This is a genomic window from Neisseria sp. P0021.S006 (assembly GCF_051956895.1).
In genome coordinates, this window is record NZ_JBQCWZ010001206.1 from 1 (window position 1) to 461 (window position 461).

A 461-nucleotide genomic window follows, 5' to 3' on the forward strand; every position below is an offset into this window, starting at 1 on the left:
GCTTTTTAGAATCCCCAATCTATGGCGAAAGTGACATCGACGTAGCGACGCATACCGTCACCGCAGGTACGCAGTTCCCGTTTGGCGAAGGCTTGGTTACCGTTTGGGCAACCCCCGGCCATACCGACCGCCACATCAGCTATCTGCTGGAAAATTCAGACGGCCTGCACGTTTTCTGCGGCGATACCTTGTTCTCCGCTGGTTGCGGCCGCGTATTTACCGGCACAATCGAGCAGCTTTACGACAGCTTCCACCGATTCAACCAGCTGCCCGAAGAAACGCTGTTTTATCCGGCGCACGAATACACCGCCTCCAATCTGCGCTTTGCCCAGCATATCGAGCCGGACAATGCCGACATTCAGACGGCCTTGGCCGCAGCCGAACACACGCCGACACTGCCCGTCAGCCTGGCACACGAACGCAAAGTCAATCCATTTTTCCGCGTACACCTGCCCCAAGTT

Annotated in this window: 1 protein-coding gene; it reads left to right on the forward strand. The window is 56.8% G+C overall.

The window, feature by feature from the left end:
• The coding region (locus ACTHUM_RS19500; RefSeq protein WP_440403941.1) for a hydroxyacylglutathione hydrolase C-terminal domain-containing protein at nucleotides 1-461 on the forward strand (461 nt) is incomplete at both ends.